The sequence below is a fragment of the Enterobacter sp. SENG-6 genome (assembly GCF_001605945.1).
GTDB lineage: Bacteria > Pseudomonadota > Gammaproteobacteria > Enterobacterales > Enterobacteriaceae > Enterobacter > Enterobacter cloacae.
The window spans coordinates 1-13,956 of record NZ_LOMM01000035.1; the positions used below are offsets into that span (position 1 = coordinate 1).

At 56.8% G+C, this 13,956-nt stretch carries 15 protein-coding genes and 1 riboswitch; of the genes, 9 read left to right on the forward strand and 6 right to left on the reverse strand.

Going from position 1 to position 13,956, the window contains the following annotated elements; translation table 11 throughout:
- Nucleotides 1-344 precede the first annotated feature (344 nt).
- Both purH and purD read left to right on the forward strand, forming a co-directional pair.
- Entirely contained in the window at nucleotides 345-1,934 is a 1,590-nt protein-coding gene (purH, locus tag AX755_RS17225; protein ID WP_062857151.1) for a bifunctional phosphoribosylaminoimidazolecarboxamide formyltransferase/IMP cyclohydrolase, read from the forward strand.
- 15 nt (nucleotides 1,935-1,949) lie between these two features.
- The gene (gene purD, locus AX755_RS17230; RefSeq protein ID WP_013095019.1) at nucleotides 1,950-3,242 is read left to right on the forward strand and encodes a phosphoribosylamine--glycine ligase; all 1,293 of its coding nucleotides are present in this window, start codon (nucleotides 1,950-1,952) and stop codon (nucleotides 3,240-3,242) included.
- A 46-nt stretch (nucleotides 3,243-3,288) separates the two neighbouring features.
- On the opposite strand, the gene AX755_RS17235 is transcribed toward purD, so the two are convergent.
- The 6 genes from AX755_RS17235 to nudC all read right to left on the reverse strand — a co-directional run bounded on the left by AX755_RS17235 (nucleotide 3,289) and on the right by nudC (nucleotide 7,643).
- Nucleotides 3,289-3,981 (reverse strand): DUF1481 domain-containing protein, encoded by a 693-nt coding sequence (locus AX755_RS17235; protein ID WP_062857152.1) that lies wholly within the window; start codon nucleotides 3,979-3,981, stop codon nucleotides 3,289-3,291.
- 11 nt (nucleotides 3,982-3,992) lie between these two features.
- Complete coding sequence (gene hupA, locus AX755_RS17240) at nucleotides 3,993-4,265, reverse strand: nucleoid-associated protein HU-alpha (protein WP_002445246.1); 273 nt, start codon at nucleotides 4,263-4,265, stop codon at nucleotides 3,993-3,995.
- Nucleotides 4,266-4,451: 186 nt separating this feature from the next.
- The gene (locus AX755_RS17245; RefSeq protein ID WP_029883066.1) at nucleotides 4,452-5,042 is read right to left on the reverse strand and encodes a YjaG family protein; all 591 of its coding nucleotides are present in this window, start codon (nucleotides 5,040-5,042) and stop codon (nucleotides 4,452-4,454) included.
- A 44-nt stretch (nucleotides 5,043-5,086) separates the two neighbouring features.
- A complete protein-coding gene (gene nfi / locus AX755_RS17250; RefSeq protein WP_062857153.1) occupies nucleotides 5,087-5,755 on the reverse strand; it encodes a deoxyribonuclease V in 669 nt (222 codons plus the stop codon).
- A 9-nt stretch (nucleotides 5,756-5,764) separates the two neighbouring features.
- Nucleotides 5,765-6,829 (reverse strand): uroporphyrinogen decarboxylase, encoded by a 1,065-nt coding sequence (hemE, locus tag AX755_RS17255; RefSeq protein ID WP_038418433.1) that lies wholly within the window; start codon nucleotides 6,827-6,829, stop codon nucleotides 5,765-5,767.
- A 40-nt stretch (nucleotides 6,830-6,869) separates the two neighbouring features.
- Nucleotides 6,870-7,643: an NAD(+) diphosphatase gene (nudC, locus tag AX755_RS17260; RefSeq protein ID WP_013095014.1), complete on the reverse strand. Its 774-nt coding sequence runs from the start codon at nucleotides 7,641-7,643 to the stop codon at nucleotides 6,870-6,872.
- A 95-nt stretch (nucleotides 7,644-7,738) separates the two neighbouring features.
- Here nudC and AX755_RS17265 point away from each other — a divergent pair, with 95 nt between their 5' ends.
- The 7 genes from AX755_RS17265 (at nucleotide 7,739) to thiH (ending at nucleotide 13,844) form a co-directional block, all read left to right on the forward strand.
- Nucleotides 7,739-8,236: an Rsd/AlgQ family anti-sigma factor gene (locus tag AX755_RS17265; RefSeq protein WP_013095013.1), complete on the forward strand. Its 498-nt coding sequence runs from the start codon at nucleotides 7,739-7,741 to the stop codon at nucleotides 8,234-8,236.
- 54 nt (nucleotides 8,237-8,290) lie between these two features.
- A riboswitch (TPP riboswitch) is annotated at nucleotides 8,291-8,400 on the forward strand.
- Nucleotides 8,401-8,479: 79 nt separating this feature from the next.
- Nucleotides 8,480-10,375 (forward strand): phosphomethylpyrimidine synthase ThiC, encoded by a 1,896-nt coding sequence (gene thiC, locus AX755_RS17270; RefSeq protein ID WP_062857154.1) that lies wholly within the window; start codon nucleotides 8,480-8,482, stop codon nucleotides 10,373-10,375.
- Nucleotides 10,375-11,010: a thiamine phosphate synthase gene (gene thiE, locus AX755_RS17275; RefSeq protein WP_062857155.1), complete on the forward strand. Its 636-nt coding sequence runs from the start codon at nucleotides 10,375-10,377 to the stop codon at nucleotides 11,008-11,010. The genes thiC and thiE overlap by 1 nt, the downstream gene beginning before the upstream one ends.
- Entirely contained in the window at nucleotides 11,003-11,758 is a 756-nt protein-coding gene (locus AX755_RS17280; RefSeq protein ID WP_013095010.1) for a HesA/MoeB/ThiF family protein, read from the forward strand. The genes thiE and AX755_RS17280 overlap by 8 nt, the downstream gene beginning before the upstream one ends.
- Nucleotides 11,742-11,942: a sulfur carrier protein ThiS gene (gene thiS, locus AX755_RS17285; RefSeq protein WP_013095009.1), complete on the forward strand. Its 201-nt coding sequence runs from the start codon at nucleotides 11,742-11,744 to the stop codon at nucleotides 11,940-11,942. The genes AX755_RS17280 and thiS overlap by 17 nt, the downstream gene beginning before the upstream one ends.
- 1 nt (nucleotide 11,943) lies before the next feature.
- Entirely contained in the window at nucleotides 11,944-12,714 is a 771-nt protein-coding gene (gene thiG / locus AX755_RS17290; RefSeq protein WP_013095008.1) for a thiazole synthase, read from the forward strand.
- On the forward strand, nucleotides 12,711-13,844 hold the full coding sequence (thiH, locus tag AX755_RS17295; protein ID WP_062857156.1) for a 2-iminoacetate synthase ThiH: 1,134 nt from the start codon (nucleotides 12,711-12,713) through the stop codon (nucleotides 13,842-13,844). The genes thiG and thiH overlap by 4 nt, the downstream gene beginning before the upstream one ends.
- Nucleotides 13,845-13,956 lie beyond the last annotated feature (112 nt).

Here is a 13,956-nt window from a genome sequence, read left to right on the forward strand (position 1 = left end):
ATTTCAGGATTTTTTCTCTTCAACCGACCGGGTTGTTTGTGAAGTGATTCACATCCGCCGTGTCGATGGAGGCGCATTATAGGGAGTTCTCCGCAGGCCGCAACCGCTAAATGACAGAAAAATGACTGACTGCTGCATTCCCCAGCAAAACCCCGCCTTATACCTTTTTACACACAGAGTTATCCACAGCGATGCGAAAAAGTGAAAATTCGCGAGCGTTGCGCAAACGTTTTCGTTAAAATGCTCGCGCTTAACAAGGATGCCTCGTCAGGTGTGTTAGATGAGTTTTTCGCTGGAAAATTCATCTAACGCTCTCTGTAATCGTGAAATCCAGGGGATTTACCATGCAACAACGTCGTCCAGTCCGCCGCGCTCTGCTCAGTGTTTCTGATAAAGCCGGTATCGTCGAATTCGCTCAGGCACTTTCTGCACGTGGTGTAGAGCTGCTGTCCACAGGTGGTACCGCACGCCTGTTAGCAGATAAAGGTCTGCCGGTAACCGAAGTGTCCGATTACACCGGTTTCCCGGAAATGATGGATGGACGCGTCAAAACCCTGCACCCGAAAGTCCACGGCGGCATTCTGGGTCGTCGCGGTCAGGATGATGCCATTATGGAACAGCATGATATCGCGCCAATTGATATGGTTGTCGTTAACCTTTATCCGTTCGCCCAAACCGTGGCGCGTGAAGGCTGCTCTCTGGAAGACGCCGTAGAGAATATTGATATAGGCGGACCGACGATGGTGCGCTCCGCGGCCAAGAACCATAAAGACGTGGCCATTGTGGTGAAGAGCAGCGACTACTCCGCCATTATTAATGAAATGGATGCGAACGAAGGGTCACTGACTCTGGACACCCGTTTCGACCTCGCGATTAAAGCATTCGAACACACCGCCGCGTACGACAGCATGATCGCCAACTACTTCGGTAGCCTGGTGCCGGCTTACCACGGCGAAAGCAAAGATCCTTCCGGCCGCTTCCCACGCACGCTGAACCTGAACTTCATCAAGAAGCAGGATATGCGTTATGGCGAGAACAGCCACCAGCAGGCAGCCTTCTATATAGAAGAAGAGGTAAAAGAAGCTTCTGTCGCTACCGCACAGCAGGTTCAGGGCAAGGCGCTCTCTTATAACAATATTGCCGATACCGATGCCGCACTGGAGTGTGTGAAAGAGTTCAATGAGCCTGCCTGCGTTATTGTGAAGCACGCGAACCCCTGCGGCGTAGCGGTCAGTACCTCTATCATGGACGCTTACGATCGCGCCTATAAAACTGACCCGACCTCTGCCTTCGGCGGCATTATCGCGTTTAACCGTGAACTGGATGCCGAAACCGCACAGGCCATTATCTCTCGTCAGTTTGTTGAAGTGATCATCGCGCCATCTGCGTCTGAAGAAGCGCTGAAAATCACCGCCGCGAAACAGAACGTGCGCGTGCTGGTTTGCGGCCAGTGGGCAGAGCGCGTGCCGGGTCTTGATTTCAAACGTGTAAATGGTGGGCTGCTGGTTCAGGATCGCGATTTGGGCATGGTGACAGCCGCTGACCTGCGCGTCGTCACCAAACGTCAGCCAACCGAACAGGAACTGCGTGATGCGCTGTTCTGCTGGAAAGTGGCGAAGTTCGTGAAATCCAACGCCATTGTCTACGCCAAAGAGAACATGACCATCGGGATAGGTGCAGGCCAGATGAGCCGCGTTTACTCTGCGAAAATTGCCGGTATCAAAGCAGGCGACGAAGGCCTGGAAGTAAAAGGTTCTGCCATGGCGTCTGACGCCTTCTTCCCGTTCCGTGACGGTATTGATGCGGCCGCCGCTGTGGGTATCACCTGTGTGATCCAGCCTGGCGGTTCTATCCGTGACGACGAAGTCATTGCCGCTGCCGACGAACACGGCATTGCGATGATCTTCACCGATATGCGTCACTTCCGTCATTAATTCCCGGAGCAGAAAATGAAAGTATTAGTGATTGGTAACGGCGGGCGCGAGCACGCGCTGGCGTGGAAAGCGGCGCAGTCTCCGCTGGTTGAAACCGTTTTTGTGGCTCCGGGTAATGCGGGTACGGCGCTGGAACCTGCGCTGCAGAACGTCGCCATCGGCGTGACCGATATCCCCGCGCTGCTGAGCTTTGCCCAGAACGAGAAAATCGATCTCACCATCGTCGGCCCGGAAGCGCCACTGGTGATTGGCGTCGTTGACGCGTTCCGTGCTGCAGGGCTGAAAATTTTCGGCCCGACGGAAGGCGCAGCACAACTGGAAGGGTCTAAAGCCTTTACCAAGGATTTCCTTGCGCGTCATAACATCCCGACGGCGGAATACCAGAACTTCACCGAAGTCGAGCCCGCGCTGGCTTACTTACGTGAAAAAGGCGCGCCGATTGTGATCAAAGCCGACGGTCTGGCTGCCGGTAAAGGTGTTATCGTCGCGATGACGCTCGAAGAAGCCGAAGCAGCCGTACAGGATATGCTGGCAGGCAATGCCTTTGGCGACGCGGGCCACCGCATCGTGATTGAAGAGTTCCTTGATGGCGAAGAGGCGAGCTTTATCGTGATGGTGGATGGCGAACACGTTCTGCCGATGGCCACCAGCCAGGACCATAAGCGCGTGGGCAATGCGGATACCGGGCCGAATACCGGCGGTATGGGCGCTTACTCCCCTGCCCCTGTGGTGACGGATGAAGTGCATCAGCGCACCATGGACCGTATCATCTGGCCAACCGTAAAAGGAATGGCTGCCGAGGGTAACACTTACACCGGTTTCCTCTATGCGGGCCTGATGATTGACAAGCAGGGCAATCCGAAGGTGATCGAATTTAACTGCCGCTTCGGCGATCCCGAAACTCAGCCAATCATGCTGCGCATGAAATCTGACCTGGTGGAGCTGTGCCTGGCCGCATGCGACGGCAAGCTGGATGAGAAAACCTCAGAGTGGGACGAACGCGCGTCTCTGGGCGTGGTGATTGCTGCGGGCGGTTATCCTGGCCACTACAACACCGGAGATGAGATCCACGGCCTGCCGCTGGAAGAAACCGAAGGTGCCAAGGTGTTCCACGCCGGAACGAAACTGGCTGACGACGATCGCGTACTGACCAATGGTGGCCGCGTGCTGTGTGCCACCGCGCTGGGTCATACCGTTGCCGAAGCGCAGAAGCGCGCCTATGCGCTGATGGCGGATATCCACTGGAACGGTAGCTTTAGCCGTCAGGATATCGGCTATCGTGCGATTGCACGTGAGCAGGGGGAGTAATCCCCCCTCATCCTAACCCTCTCCCTCAAGGGAGAGGGGATTTATGTCAAAAACTCTTTTCTGTCGGCTGCCAGGTGCAGAAATCTTCGTTCGCCACCAGCAACAGCTGAGAGCCTTCAGGCGCTTCAAGCCACGCCACACTCACTTCCATCGATGAATGACGCTGACGGCGCTGTATATGTTCGATTGCCCAGGATTCAAGATCAGGTTTGACTGTCTGTCCTTCGCAGGTAGTGACCGTACCATCGGTATGCCAGCGCCCCTGGCGCAGCACCACGCGTCCCTGACGCAGCGCATCACTGGTCTGGCGGATTTGTCCGGCACGATAACGATAGAGAGCAACCTGATCGCTGGAGAGTTGCTGTTTTTGACCGTTGACTTCACGCTGCATAAAGCTCAGCTCGCCGTGGTCATCAAACCGCACTTTTACATGTTCGGGGGTTTTGCCGTAGATATTGAGTTCGATGAATGACAGGTCGTCTCCCTGCCAGCGATACTCTGCGGTCGATGTATTGCCGTTATGCCACGGGCTAAAAGCGGAAAGCAGATGCACTTCACCGCCAGAATCTTTACGCCAGATCCTCACCGCTCCCTGGTTGTCAGCGTAACCGCTGGCGGTAAACGGTGGTAAAGAGGTGTCATGGCTACAGGCGGAAAGCAGTAACACGCCCGCCAGCGCAAGCGCGCCACGCCAGAATGACAAAAGGGGCGTTGCCGCCCCTTCGTTAAAACTGTTCACTGCCACGCGTCTTACTTAACTGCGTCTTTCAGTGCTTTACCAGAAACAAATGCCGGCACGTTAGCTGCGGCGATTTTGATTTCTTTACCGGTCTGCGGGTTACGGCCAGTACGCTCAGCGCGGTGGTTCACTTTGAAGGTACCGAAACCAACCAGTTGTACAGCATCGCCTTCTTTCAGAGACTCAGTAATAGCAGCCAGGGTAGATTCCAGAGCAGCTTTAGCCTGCACTTTAGACAGATCAGCCTTGTCCGCAATTACATCAATCAGTTGAGTCTTGTTCATAAGTTATCCTTTCAATGTGTTTATCGCTTGCTAAGCATCGAGTGCGACGAAAATGCCAAAATAGCACTCTCCTGCATACACGCACCGATAGCCACTTTTTTTCGCCCCCCAAATGTAGACCAGACGGGGGGCAGAAGGGAAGAGTCGAGGTGCGACAAAACAGGCGTTAAATCACGTTTTGTTGTCTCATTGGTTAAAAATTATACCAATATTACTCTCGCCGGCCTCACGCAAGTCCGCACGCAGCCCTTTTATCAGCTCAATATCGCGTTCTTCACACTCTGCCAGCAGGCGGAAAATCTCCCACTGAATATCCCATTCCTGTTCAACCGCAGGGTTAACCCGCAATTCTTCGTCGGTCATTTCACGGCCTGCCTGGGTCATTTCGAGCATCGCTACGGTCGTAATGGATGCCTTACTGACTTCAATAGCGTGCTCCAGCGTTTCACCGCTCAGACGAGAGTGAATCAGTTCGCTTAACGCTACGCAGGCATCAATTGCCGGATAGACACCGTACAGATCAAAATCATCCGCCACCGGAATAGCCTCTTCGAGTTTTTCCAGCTGAGAGTCGAAGTTCACCTTTGCGTCTTTGACCGTCAGCGTTTCCCAGATGAGGTCGAGGATCCGGCGATAAATATGGCCATCACCAAACTCCGTCTGCTTGCAGAACGCGGCGTAGTTCGGATACATGCGCTCGCACAGGCAAGCCATAAAGGTGACGTGCTGCCAGCTTTCCAGCTTCTCAAGGCGCAGGTGAATCGGGTTTTGTAGCATGATGAGATCTCGAATCGAAAATTAGCCGCAGTTTACCTGATTCATCACTGAATTTCCTGCCAACGAACAAAAGCCGGACGAGCAGAGGCCACCGCATCTGCCCAGCGCGTGGGCTCAGGTAAACGGTAACCCTTCATACAACGCTGCACCCAGGCCAGGGCGCTGTCCATGCTCACACGGTGCCCGGTTGCGATAAACAGCGGGTTACAGCGCGCTTTACTGCGCCAGACCCATGCCAGTTGCTCATCCTTATCGATAAGCGGCGCCAGCGCGCCCGGCTCGGCGGAGAGCGGCTCAAATGCACCGCACAGGCGTTTTTTGGCCACACCGATGGTGGGTACATCCACCAGCAGACCAAAGTGGCTGGCAACGCCTAAACGACGCGGATGAGAGATACCGTGTCCATCAACAAACAGCAGATCGGGTTTTTGCGAGAGTTGCTCCCACGCTGCGAGCAGCGCGGGGTATTCACGGAAGGAGAGAAAGCCCGGTATGTACGGCATGGTGGTGGCGATACGCGCCACTTTGTACTCCACCAGCTCAAGTGAGGGATACTTCAGCAGCACCATCGCCGCCCGCGTCACTTCACCGCCCTGCTCAAACCCGACATCCGCACCGCCTATATACTGCGGGGGATCCTTATCCAGACGATCCTCGCGGATCACGGATGAAGCCAGTTCTATCTGTTGAGCGCGTAATGACGCGAGATCCATAACCACTCCTTATTTGTGATATTGCGCAGAAAGTCGGTGCACCGCCTCCACAAACGCGCCAGCGTGCTCTGGCGGAACGTCCTGATGGATACCGTGCCCGAGGTTAAACACGTGCCCTTCCCCCTGGCCAAAGCCAGCCAGAATAGACGCCACCTCTTCTTCAATACGGGCAGGCTGCGCGTAGAGCATGGACGGATCCATATTGCCCTGCAGCGCCACTTTGTCACCCACGCGACGGCGCGCGTCGGCGATATCGGTGGTCCAGTCGAGACCCAGCGCATCGCAGCCGGTCGCCGCCATGGCTTCCAGCCACTGACCGCCGCCTTTGGTGAACAGCGTGACCGGCACACGGCGGCCTTCATTTTCACGCAGAAGGCCATCAACGATTTTGTGCATGTAGTAGAGCGAAAATTGCTGATAATCGCGCCCGGTCAGCACGCCGCCCCAGGTATCGAAAATCATCACCGACTGCGCACCCGCTTTGATCTGCGCGTTCAGATAGAGGGTGACGCTTTTCGCCAGCTTATCGAGTAGCGCATGCAGGGCCAGCGGCTCGGCATACATCATCTTTTTGATTACGGTAAAGGCTTTACTGCTACCGCCTTCAACCATATAGGTCGCCAGCGTCCACGGACTGCCGGAGAAGCCAATCAGCGGGACTTCGCCTTTCAGTTCACGACGAATGGTGCGCACGGCATTCATCACATAGCCCAGCTCCTGTTCAGGATCGGGAACGGGCAGCTTATCAACATCCGCTCTGCTTTTGATTGGGGAGGTGAAACGCGGGCCTTCGCCGGTTTCGAAATAGAGCCCAAGGCCCATCGCATCCGGAATGGTCAGAATGTCCGAAAAGAGAATGGCGGCATCCAGCGGGAAGCGGCGCAGCGGCTGGAGCGTAACTTCACACGCCAGCTCGGCATTTTTGCACAGCGACATAAAATCGCCCGCCTGCGCACGCGTGGCTTTGTACTCTGGCAAGTAGCGTCCCGCCTGGCGCATCATCCACACCGGGGTGACATCAACGGGCTGGCGCAGCAGCGCACGCAGATAACGATCGTTTTTCAGTTCGGTCATTTTTGCAGTTCCTTAAGCGTCATGGCCTCAGTGTAACATGTCACTCAGCATCAGCCCGACACATTGCTACGGTATCTTCTATCAGCCGACGGGCGACGGTGCCTGGTGGTGGCAGCAGCGGCAAATCGTCATAACGATACCAGTTCGCCTCCAGCAACTCTTTCTGGTCGATGACAATCTCGCCGCTGTCATAATCGGCCATAAAGGCCGTCATCAGCGACTGCGGGAACGGCCACGGCTGGGAGGTAACATAGCGCAGGTTTTTAACCTTAATCCCGCTCTCTTCCATCACTTCACGCGCCACCGCCTGTTCCAGCGTTTCGCCCACCTCGACGAACCCGGCCAGCACGGTATGAATGCCGTTGCGGTGGCGGGTGTGCTGCGCCAGCAGGATGGAATCGTCACGACGGATAGCGACGATAATGCACGGCGCAATTTGCGGGTAGTAACGCTCACGGCAGTGGCTGCAGAGCATCGCCCACTCGGTTTTACTGGGGTGCATGGTGTGACCACAGTAGCCGCAGTACTTATGCGAACGGTAAAACTCAGCCAGCTGCACACCCCGGCCCGCCAGCTGGAACAAACCCACATCCTGATCCAGCACCTGACGAACCGATCCCATGTCATTGCGGCGTGGCTGTTGGATCAACCACACGGGTTCACCCTGCCATTCCCCGATCTTCAGCGCGGGCAGGCCGACAAGATCAAATTTTTCTGCTGCGCCATAGGGTATTTCCCCGGCAGGCAACCATAATTTTTGTTCGTGACTGACGATCCACCAACCCAGATCTGATTTTTCAATAATACGATCCATATCTATTGCACTACCTTCGCTTCACTGACATGTTGTTAGCATTGTGGTTACATTTTGGATAAGCAGATTCAATTCTCAACCTTGCGGAGTCAACCATGTTAAACCAGCTAGAGAGCCTGACTGAGCGCGTTAGAGGAAGTAACAAACTGGTGGATCGCTGGCTACATGTGCGCAAGCATCTACTCGTGGCTTATTACAATCTGGTCGGTATTAAGCCTGGCAAAGAATCGTTTATGCGGTTGAATGAAAAAGCGCTGGATGATTTTTGTCAGAGCCTGGTCGACTATCTGTCCGACGGCCATTTCAATATTTATGAACGCATTATCCGCGAAATGGAAGGGACTACACCGTATTTAGCGGCCAGCAAACTCTATCCGCTGCTGGAAGCTAACACCCAGCAGATCATGGATTACTACGATTCCACGCTTGAGAACGCTATCGATCACGATAACTATCTTGAGTTTCAGCAGGCGCTTTCCGACCTCGGCGAAGCGCTGGAAGAGCGATTCACGCTGGAAGATAAGCTGATCGCCCTCGCCCTGGATCACGGCCTGGATGTGAGCCACGAAGATAACGTCGCGCGACCTGCTTGAGTTCTTAATCGTTAACGAGTAATTTACAACCATTCGCCCCTCTGCGGAGGGGGATTTTTCTTGTCGGAGTGCCCAGTGTGCAAGCACGGGCTGAGACCGTTAATTCGGGATCCGCGGAACCTGATCAGGCTAATACCTGCGAAGGGAACAAGAGTCACACTGCTGTTGTATCGCCCCCAGGGCGATCCTCTCTTGCTTCATCCGTCGTCTGACAAGCCATGTCCTTCACTTTTGGAATGAGCTATGTCTACAACAAAACTGACCCGCCGCGAACAGCGCGCACAAGCCCAACACTTCATCGACACTCTGGAAGGCACCGCTTTCCCGAACTCAAAACGCATTTACATCACCGGTTCACAGGCGGATATCCGCGTGCCAATGCGTGAAATCCAGCTTAGCCCGACCCTTATCGGTGGCAGCAAAGCGCACCCGCAGTATGAAGATAACGAAGCCGTTCCGGTGTATGACACTTCCGGTCCGTACGGCGATCCTGCGGTTGCCATTAACGTTCAGCAGGGTCTGGTGAAATTGCGCCAGCCGTGGATTGACGCGCGTAACGACTGCGAAGAGCTCTCTGACCGCAGCTCGGCGTACACCAAAGCGCGTCTGGCCGACGATGGTCTTGATGAGCTGCGCTTCACCGGGTTGCTGACGCCGAAACGCGCGAAAGCGGGTAAATGCGTTACCCAGCTGCACTATGCCCGCCAGGGCATCGTTACGCCGGAGATGGAGTTTATCGCCATTCGTGAAAACATGGGTCGCGAGCGTATCCGCAGCGAGGTGTTACGCCACCAGCATCCGGGAGAAGGCTTCGGGGCACGTCTGCCGGAAAACATCACGCCGGAGTTTGTGCGTGATGAAGTGGCCGCTGGCCGCGCGATTATCCCTGCCAACATCAATCACCCGGAATCTGAACCAATGATCATTGGCCGCAACTTCCTGGTGAAGGTCAACGCCAATATCGGCAACTCGGCCGTGACCTCCTCCATCGAAGAAGAGGTGGAAAAACTGGTCTGGTCGACACGCTGGGGCGCGGACACGGTGATGGATCTCTCCACCGGGCGTTACATCCACGAAACCCGCGAGTGGATCCTGCGCAATAGCCCGGTGCCTATCGGAACGGTGCCCGTTTATCAGGCACTGGAGAAGGTGAACGGTATTGCCGAAGACCTCACCTGGGAAGCCTTCCGCGACACGCTGCTGGAGCAGGCTGAACAGGGAGTCGACTACTTCACCATTCACGCGGGCGTGCTGCTGCGCTACGTGCCGATGACGGCGAAGCGTCTGACCGGTATTGTCTCGCGCGGCGGCTCTATCATGGCCAAATGGTGCCTGTCGCACCATAAGGAAAACTTCCTCTACGAACACTTCCGCGAGATCTGTGAAATCTGTGCCGCGTACGATGTCTCCCTGTCGCTGGGCGACGGCCTGCGTCCGGGCTCCATTCGTGATGCCAATGACGAAGCGCAGTTTGCCGAACTGCATACCCTGGGTGAGCTGACCAAAATCGCCTGGGAGTATGACGTGCAGGTGATGATTGAAGGCCCGGGACACGTGCCAATGCAGATGATCCGCCGCAACATGACCGAAGAGCTGGAGCACTGCCACGAAGCGCCATTCTATACCCTGGGGCCGTTGACCACGGATATCGCTCCGGGCTATGACCACTTCACCTCCGGGATTGGTGCGGCGATGATCGGCTGGTTCGGCTGCGCCATGCTCTGCTATGTGACGCCGAAAGAGCACCTCGGCCTGCCCAACAAAGAGGATGTGAAGCAGGGGCTGATCACCTACAAAATCGCCGCCCACGCCGCGGATCTGGCCAAAGGCCACCCTGGCGCGCAAATCCGCGACAACGCCATGTCGAAGGCGCGCTTTGAATTCCGCTGGGAAGACCAGTTCAACCTGGCGCTCGATCCTTTCACTGCCCGCGCGTATCACGATGAAACCCTGCCGCAGGAGTCGGGCAAAGTGGCGCACTTCTGCTCCATGTGCGGGCCAAAATTCTGCTCGATGAAAATCAGCCAGGAAGTCCGTGACTACGCCGCCGCGCAAACCATTGAAGTGGGTATGGCGGATATGTCAGAAACCTTCCGCGCGAAGGGCGGCGAAATCTACCTCAAAAAAGAGGAGGCGTAATGTATCAGCCTGATTTCCCTTCCGTTCCCTTCCGTTTAGGGCTCTATCCTGTGGTGGACAGCGTGGCGTGGATCGAACGCCTGCTGGCGTGCGGCGTTCGCACAATCCAGCTGCGCATTAAGGATAAACGTGATGACGAGGTGGAGGCCGATGTGGTCGCCGCCATCGCACTGGGGCGTCGCTACGACGCGCGCCTGTTTATCAACGACTACTGGCGACTGGCCGTTAAGCACCAGGCGTACGGTGTGCATCTGGGTCAGGAGGACCTGGAAACAACGGACCTGAGCGCTATCCGGGACGCTGGATTAAGACTGGGGGTGTCAACACACGACGACATGGAGATCGACGTGGCGCTGGCGGCTCGCCCTTCGTACATCGCACTTGGCCATGTTTTTCCGACGCAGACCAAACAGATGCCCTCTGCCCCACAGGGGCTGACGCAGCTGGCGGCACACGTTAAACGCCTTGCCGATTACCCTACCGTCGCGATCGGTGGGATCAGCCTGGAACGCGCTCCTGCCGTGCTGAATACCGGTGTCGGCAGTATCGCTGTCGTCAGCGCCATTACCCAGGCGGCAGACTGGCAGGCCGCCACCGCACAGCTGTTAAAGCTGGCAGGAGCAGGCGATGAATGATCGTGATTTTATGCGCTACAGCCGCCAGATCCTGCTGGAGGATATCGCCATTGACGGGCAGCAAAAGCTGCTCGCCAGCCGGGTCCTGATTGTTGGTCTGGGCGGATTAGGCGCTCCTGCCGCGCTCTATCTGGCAGGCGCGGGCGTGGGCACGCTGGTTCTGGCCGATGACGACGAGGTTCATATCAGTAACCTGCAGCGACAAATCCTCTTCACCACGGAGGATGTTAACCAGCCCAAAGCGCAAATCACCCGCAAAAGGCTGAAGCAGTTGAACCCGGACATCACGCTCATCGCACATCAGGAGCGACTCCACGGCGACACTCTGCAGCGCGAAGTCGCCCTTGCTGATGCGGTGCTGGACTGCACCGACAATATGGCGACCCGCCAGGCCATTAACGCCGCCTGCGTGGCACAGAATACGCCACTTATCACCGCCAGTGCGGTCGGTTTCGGCGGGCAGATGATGGTGCTGACCCCGCCCTGGGCGCAGGGCTGTTATCGCTGCCTGTGGCCGGATGATGCCGAGCCGGAGCGCAACTGCCGCACCGCGGGCATACTGGGCCCGGTGGTGGGCGTGATGGGGACCCTGCAGGCGCTGGAAGCCATCAAATTGCTCAGTGGTATGGAAACAGAGCGCAATACGCTGCGGCTGTTTGATGCCCGCTCCAGCGGCTGGCGTCATCTGGCACTGCACCGCGCCAGCCACTGTCCGGTGTGCGGAGGCCGCAATGCGCATTCTGTTTAATGATGAGCCGATGAAATGCGATGACGGTCTCACCGTTGCCGCGCTGCTCGAGAAGCTGCGCCAGCTCAAGCCGGGAACGGCGCTGGCGCTTAATCAACAGATCCTGCCGCGTGAGCAGTGGGAACATCAGCAGGTGAGCGAAGGCGACCAGATCCTGCTGTTTCAGGTTATCGCCGGGGGCTGAGATGTTACGTATTGCTGATAAAGTCTTTGATTCACATCTGTTTACCGGGACCGGAAAATTCGCCTCGCCGCAGCTGATGGTGGATGCCATCCGTGAAAGCGGCAGCCAGCTGGTGACGCTGGCGCTCAAGCGCGTCGATCTGCGCCATCACAGCGACGCCATTCTGGCACCGTTGCTGGATGCTGGCGTTACCCTGCTGCCCAATACCTCCGGTGCGAAAACGGCTGAAGAGGCGATTTTTGCGGCTCAGCTGGCCCGTGAAGCGCTGGGTACCCACTGGCTGAAACTGGAAATACATCCGGATGCGCGCTGGCTGTTGCCCGACCCCATCGAAACGTTAAAAGCGGCCGAAAAGCTGGTGCAGCAAGGCTTTACCGTTCTGCCCTACTGCGGGGCCGATCCCGTGCTGTGTAAACGGCTGGAAGAGGTCGGCTGCGCTGCCGTCATGCCGCTGGGTGCCCCAATTGGTTCTAATCAGGGTCTGGAGACCCGCGCCATGCTGGAGATCATCATTGAGCAAGCCACCGTGCCGGTGGTGGTGGATGCAGGCATTGGCGTGCCCAGCCATGCCGCCCAGGCGCTGGAGATGGGAGCAAGTGCCGTGCTGGTGAACACAGCCATTGCGGTCGCCGACGACCCCATCAGGATGGCCCGTGCGTTCCGCATGGCCGTGGAGGCTGGCTTGCTGGCACGAGAGTCTGGCCCGGGAACGCGCAGTTTTCAGGCACAGGCCACCAGCCCGTTGACCGGCTTTCTGGAGGCGCTCTCATGACCACCTTTACCGACCGCTGGCGGCAGCTTAACTGGGACGATATTGCCCTGCGTATCAACAGTAAAACGCAGGCTGACGTGGAGCGCGCCTTACAAGCCCGTCATCTGTCCCGCGACGATATGATGGCCCTGCTCTCTCCGGCGGCGAGCACCTTTCTTGAGCCGATGGCCCAGCGCGCTCAGAGGCTCACCCGCCAGCGTTTTGGCAACACGGTGAGCTTTTACGTACCGCTCTACCTCTCTAACCTGTGCGCGAATGACTGCACCTACTGCGGCTTCTCCATGAGCAACCGCATCAAGCGGAAAACACTCAATGAGAGCGAAATCGCCCGTGAGTGTGCAGCCATCCGTGAAATGGGTTTTGAGCATCTCCTGCTGGTCACGGGCGAACACCAGAGCAAAGTCGGGATGGACTATTTTCGACAGCACCTTCCGGCCATTCGCCGTCAGTTCGCGTCGCTACAGATGGAGGTTCAGCCCCTGTCGCAGGAGGAATACGCGGAGCTTAAAACCCTCGGGCTGGACGGAGTGATGGTGTATCAGGAAACCTACCACGAGGCGACGTATGCCCGGCATCACCTGAAGGGAAAGAAACAGGATTTCTTCTTCCGGCTGGAGACCCCGGACAGGCTGGGCCGGGCCGGGATCGACAAAATCGGTCTGGGCGCGCTGATTGGGCTGTCGGATAGCTGGCGAGTGGATTGCTACATGGTAGCGGAACACCTGCTATGGCTGCAGCAGCACTACTGGCAAAGCCGTTACTCCATCTCTTTCCCACGCTTGCGGCCGTGTACGGGAGGTGTTGAACCCGCCTCGGTAATGGACGAACGTCAGCTGGTCCAGGCCATCTGTGCGTTTCGCCTGCTTGCCCCGGAGGTTGAACTATCCCTCTCGACGCGTGAATCTCCTGCGTTTCGTGACCGCGTGATCCCGCTTGCGATTAACAACGTCAGTGCGTTCTCCAAAACGCAGCCAGGGGGCTATGCCGATGACCATCCGGAGCTGGAACAATTTGCGCCACATGATAGTCGACGGCCAGAAGCAGTTGCCGCCGCCCTGACCGCGCAGGGGTTACAACCGGTCTGGAAAGACTGGGATAGTTGGCTGGGAAGAGCCTCGCAAATGCGTTGAAACGCGCTGCAAGCCGGTAAAAAATTGTCGAGGCGCTCTGGAGAGTCACAACCGGACGATTGTCATCTATCGTCCGGTTTTTTATTGTCATGCCGTCAGCAACGGAAGCTGA

Coding starts and splice junctions, on each gene's coding strand:
- purD (WP_013095019.1), top strand. CDS start 1,950: ATGAAAGTATTAGTGATTGGTAACGGCGGGCGCGAGCACGCGCTGGCG.
- hupA (WP_002445246.1), bottom strand. CDS start 4,265: ATGAACAAGACTCAACTGATTGATGTAATTGCGGACAAGGCTGATCTG.
- purH (WP_062857151.1), top strand. CDS start 345: ATGCAACAACGTCGTCCAGTCCGCCGCGCTCTGCTCAGTGTTTCTGAT.
- nfi (WP_062857153.1), bottom strand. CDS start 5,755: ATGGATCTCGCGTCATTACGCGCTCAACAGATAGAACTGGCTTCATCC.
- thiE (WP_062857155.1), top strand. CDS start 10,375: ATGTATCAGCCTGATTTCCCTTCCGTTCCCTTCCGTTTAGGGCTCTAT.
- AX755_RS17280 (WP_013095010.1), top strand. CDS start 11,003: ATGAATGATCGTGATTTTATGCGCTACAGCCGCCAGATCCTGCTGGAG.
- thiC (WP_062857154.1), top strand. CDS start 8,480: ATGTCTACAACAAAACTGACCCGCCGCGAACAGCGCGCACAAGCCCAA.
- thiG (WP_013095008.1), top strand. CDS start 11,944: ATGTTACGTATTGCTGATAAAGTCTTTGATTCACATCTGTTTACCGGG.
- AX755_RS17245 (WP_029883066.1), bottom strand. CDS start 5,042: ATGCTACAAAACCCGATTCACCTGCGCCTTGAGAAGCTGGAAAGCTGG.
- thiH (WP_062857156.1), top strand. CDS start 12,711: ATGACCACCTTTACCGACCGCTGGCGGCAGCTTAACTGGGACGATATT.
- AX755_RS17265 (WP_013095013.1), top strand. CDS start 7,739: ATGTTAAACCAGCTAGAGAGCCTGACTGAGCGCGTTAGAGGAAGTAAC.
- nudC (WP_013095014.1), bottom strand. CDS start 7,643: ATGGATCGTATTATTGAAAAATCAGATCTGGGTTGGTGGATCGTCAGT.
- thiS (WP_013095009.1), top strand. CDS start 11,742: ATGCGCATTCTGTTTAATGATGAGCCGATGAAATGCGATGACGGTCTC.
- hemE (WP_038418433.1), bottom strand. CDS start 6,829: ATGACCGAACTGAAAAACGATCGTTATCTGCGTGCGCTGCTGCGCCAG.